The sequence below is a fragment of the Arthrobacter sp. I3 genome (assembly GCF_000520575.1).
In the GTDB taxonomy this organism is placed as follows: domain Bacteria; phylum Actinomycetota; class Actinomycetes; order Actinomycetales; family Micrococcaceae; genus Arthrobacter; species Arthrobacter humicola_A.
Genome location: NZ_KI914903.1, coordinates 112,333 through 116,350 on the forward strand (window position 1 = coordinate 112,333; position 4,018 = coordinate 116,350).

Here is a 4,018-nt window from a genome sequence, read left to right on the forward strand (position 1 = left end):
CCGGGGGGCCGCGCCGGCCGTACCCGGAAACGAACCTCGGAGGACCAGCTCAAGCGGATGCTGCAACTCGTCCCGTTCCTTGTCCACAACCAGGGACTGCACATCAGCGAGGTCGCCGCCAGGTTTGGCATCACCCGCAAGGCACTCGAGGACGACCTGCGGATCCTGATCTGCTCGGGCCTGCCGGAGGGCTACCCCGACGATCTGCTCGACATCCAGTGGGACGATGACCACATATTCATCACCCAGGCCCTGGACCTGACCCGCCCCGTACGGTTCACCGTGGACGAGGCCTGTGCGCTCCTGACCGGCCTGGAGACGCTCAACAGCCTGCCCGAGCTCGCCGAAGGCGGCGCCCTGGAATCGGTGACGCTCAAACTCATGGCCGCGGCGGGGGAGGAAGGCGTCAAAGCGGCGGCGCTCTCCGGCCCCGAGGTGGCCCCCGGCGATTCCGCCGTCCTTGACACCGCCCGCGCCGCCCTCGAATCCGGCGCGCAGCTGCACCTGAGGTACTTCTCGGCGCAGCGCGACGCCGTGTCCGAACGCGACGTGGACCCCCTGCGGCTCTATTCGCTGGACAACACGTGGTACCTCGAGGCGTACTGCCACTCCGCCCAGGGCCTCCGCAACTTCCGGCTGGACAGGATCGAAGCCCTTGAGCCCAACGGCCGGCGGGCGGCCACGACGGCAAAGCCGGCGGACAGCTTTCCGGTGAAACTGTTCACCCCGAACGACGACGACACGGTGGTCGTCGTGGAACTCGCGCCCCGCGGCACCGGCCTCGCTGATGACTATTACGCCGAGCGGACCGCGGCTCTGCCAGGCGGCGGCATGCTCGCCGAAATCCGGTTTGGCAGCACGGACTGGCTGCCGATGTTCGTGGCCCAGCACGGCGGGATGGTGCGGATCCTGCAGCCAGAGGCCCTCGCGGCCGCGTCGCGGGAGTGGCTCGCCGCGGCCCTGACGCAATACGAAGCCTTCTCAGATCGCCCGATAGACTGATCAGCATGCCTTGGTGGTCCTGGATCGTTATTTGGATAGCGCTTGTCGCGTTGTCGCTGTTGTTCTTCGGCGTGCTCGGCTTCCGGCTGTTCCGGCAAGCCACAACGACGCTCACCGAATTGGGTGAAGCCGCGGACCGCTTTTCCACCCTGCCTTCACCAGCGGGCACCGGCACCGTTTCAGCGGCCGGTTCGACAGCGGCCGGCGCCGGTGACCCGGGCAGCGCGGACGAATCCCTTCGGCCGGTGCCCGGCGACGCCATTTTTGCCTCGCCCGCGCGGATGCGACATGATTACCACGCATCCAAGCTCGCCCGGCAAAACGCCCGCCGGCTGCGCCGCATCCAACGCAAGAAGGACCGCGGGCAACCCCAGGCGCTGCGCGACATCGAAACGCGTTAGACATAGGATGTATTCAAACGAAAGGACCTCTCCCCATGAGGCTTGAAGGCTGGCATCTCATCATCATCATCGTTCTGGCACTGGTGCTGTTCGCTGCGCCGAAGCTGCCGGGTATGGCCCGCAGCCTGGGCCAGTCGATGCGCATTTTCAAGTCGGAAGTCCGGGAAATGAAGAAGGACGGCACCACCGATGCCAAGGATGGCTCCGAGCCGGTTGAAGGACGGGTCATCAACCACCCGCAGACCGGCGCACCGGAAAGCCGCACGGGCGACGGAACCGACGTTCCGCCGTCGACCCGCGCCTAAGACCGCATGGCAGTAACCATGAGCCGTCGATCGAACCCCGAGGGGAGGATGGCGCTCCTCGACCACCTCAAAGAGCTGCGCAACCGGCTCTTTAAGGCGGCAATCGCCGTCGTCCTTGGGACGGTAGTGGGTTTCCTTGTCTACCAGCCAATGCTGGCGGCGCTGATCAAGCCGATCCGCGACCTGAACGAACATGAAGGCCGCCAGGCCACGCTGAATTTCGACGGCGTCGCGAGCTCGTTCGACCTCATGATCCAGGTCTCCGTGTTCCTGGGCCTGATTATCGCCAGCCCCGTCTGGCTCTACCAGCTCTGGGCCTTCATCGTGCCGGGGCTGCATAAGAAGGAACGCCGCCTGGCCCTGTCCTTCGTGGCGGCGGCCGTGCCGCTCTTCGTCGGCGGCGTCCTGCTGGCCTGGCTCGTGCTGCCCAACGCGGTCCGCGTCCTGACCGACTTCACACCGTCGGGCGGCTCCAACTTCATCAGCGCCCAGGTGTACCTGTCCTTCGTGCTGCGGCTGCTGCTCGCCTTCGGCATCGCCTTCCTCCTCCCGGTGGTCCTGTTCGGGCTGAACCTGGCCGGACTCATCAAGGGCCAGCAGCTGCTCAAGAGCTGGCGGATTACAGTCTTCCTGGTCTGCCTGTTCGCCGCGATGGCCGCTCCCGGCGCCGACGCCATGAGCATGTTCTACCTGGCCGGACCCATGCTGGCGCTGTTCTTCGCCGCGATCGGGCTGTGCCTGCTCAACGATCGCCGGCGCGAGCGGCGCGCCGTCAAACGCGACGCCGAGACCGAAGCCACCGCCGACCACGCCACCCCCAGCTCCGAGCTGGAGAATCTCTAGCCTTTCGCGCACTAGGCTGGAAACATGTCCTCACACCCCGGGCCGGAATCACCGTCCGAACGTTACCGCGCCAGCGTCGAGCGGGCTGCTGAAGCCAAGACCTATCTGGGCGGGTTCATCCGCTCGCTCGAATTTGAACTCGATGACTTCCAGCGCGAAGCATGCCTGTCCCTGCAGGCCGGCCGGGGCGTGCTGGTGGCCGCCCCCACCGGCGCCGGGAAGACGATTGTGGGGGAGTTCGCCATCTATCTGGCCCTCCAGCGTGGGCTCAAGGCGTTCTACACCACCCCCATCAAAGCCCTGAGCAACCAGAAGTACTCCGAACTGGCCGCCAAGTACGGCGCCGCCCAGGTGGGCCTGCTCACCGGAGATACCAGCATCAACGGCGACGCCCCGGTGGTGGTCATGACCACCGAAGTGCTCCGCAACATGCTCTACGCGGATTCGGACACCCTGGATGATCTCGGCTTCGTGGTCATGGACGAAGTCCACTACCTCGCCGACCGCTTCCGCGGCGCTGTGTGGGAGGAAGTCATCATCCATCTGCCCAGCGAGGTCCAGGTGGCGTCCCTGAGTGCCACGGTCTCCAACGCCGAGGAGTTCGGTGCGTGGCTCGACACCGTCCGCGGGCAGACCGATGTGATCGTCTCCGAGCACCGCCCGGTGCCGCTGTGGCAGCACGTCATGGTGGGGCGGAAGATCGTGGACCTGTTTGCCGGCGACACGAGCTTTGACGAGATCGCCCTGCCTGTTGGGGCAACTGCCAGTGAGGCAACTGCCGGGGAGGCATCCGCCGTAGCCGATGCTGTTGTCGGCGGCCCGGCGGCCGCCGTCACCTCGGAAGTGCCAGGGCGGGCCGGCTTCGAGGTCAACCCGGAACTGCTGTCCATGGCCCGGGCCGAGAGCCAGATGAATTTCCGCGGCCGCTTCGGCCACGGCGGCCGGAACCAGCGCCGCCAGCAACGCAGCCAGCGGGACGAACCGCAGGGCGCCCAGCGCAGCCCGGTGCGGAAGGCCAGCCGGCCGCAGGTCATCGCCAGCCTGGACCGGCAGGACCTCCTGCCGGCCATCACATTCATCTTCTCGCGCGCCGGCTGCGATGCCGCCGTGGCCCAGTGCGTCGCGGCCGGACTCTGGCTGACCAGCGAGGCCGAACAGCAGATCATCGCCCGGCGCGTCGACGAGGCCGCCCAGGACATCCCCTCGGATGACCTCGATGTGCTCGGCTTCTGGAGCTGGCGGGACGGCCTGCTCCGCGGGCTCGCCGCGCACCACGCCGGCATGCTGCCGACCTTCAAGGAGGTTGTGGAGAAGCTGTTCGTCGACGGGCTGGTCAAGGCCGTCTTCGCCACCGAAACACTCGCCCTGGGCGTGAATATGCCGGCCCGCTGCGTCGTGCTCGAAAAGCTGGACAAGTTCAACGGCGAGGCCCATGTCAACATCACGGCGGGGGAGTACACCCAGCTG

At 66.8% G+C, this 4,018-nt stretch carries 5 protein-coding genes; all 5 read left to right on the forward strand.

Annotated features, from left to right (window positions below):
* A partial coding sequence (locus Y706_RS23570) for a helix-turn-helix transcriptional regulator (RefSeq protein WP_156945060.1) occupies positions 1-1,002 on the forward strand: 1,002 nt, incomplete at its 5' end.
* A gap of 5 nt (positions 1,003-1,007) precedes the next feature.
* A complete protein-coding gene (locus Y706_RS0104185) occupies positions 1,008-1,403 on the forward strand; it encodes a hypothetical protein (protein ID WP_028275584.1) in 396 nt (131 codons plus the stop codon).
* Between the two features lie 35 nt (positions 1,404-1,438).
* The gene (gene tatA / locus Y706_RS0104190) at positions 1,439-1,708 is read left to right on the forward strand and encodes a Sec-independent protein translocase subunit TatA (RefSeq protein ID WP_028275585.1); all 270 of its coding nucleotides are present in this window, start codon (positions 1,439-1,441) and stop codon (positions 1,706-1,708) included.
* A 48-nt stretch (positions 1,709-1,756) separates the two neighbouring features.
* Entirely contained in the window at positions 1,757-2,551 is a 795-nt protein-coding gene (gene tatC, locus Y706_RS0104195) for a twin-arginine translocase subunit TatC (protein WP_028275586.1), read from the forward strand.
* A gap of 24 nt (positions 2,552-2,575) precedes the next feature.
* Positions 2,576-4,018: DEAD/DEAH box helicase (locus Y706_RS27775; RefSeq protein WP_043434705.1), on the forward strand; the 1,443-nt coding region annotated here is incomplete at its 3' end.

Coding starts and splice junctions, on each gene's coding strand:
- Y706_RS0104185 (WP_028275584.1), top strand. CDS start 1,008: ATGCCTTGGTGGTCCTGGATCGTTATTTGGATAGCGCTTGTCGCGTTG.
- tatA (WP_028275585.1), top strand. CDS start 1,439: ATGAGGCTTGAAGGCTGGCATCTCATCATCATCATCGTTCTGGCACTG.
- tatC (WP_028275586.1), top strand. CDS start 1,757: ATGGCGCTCCTCGACCACCTCAAAGAGCTGCGCAACCGGCTCTTTAAG.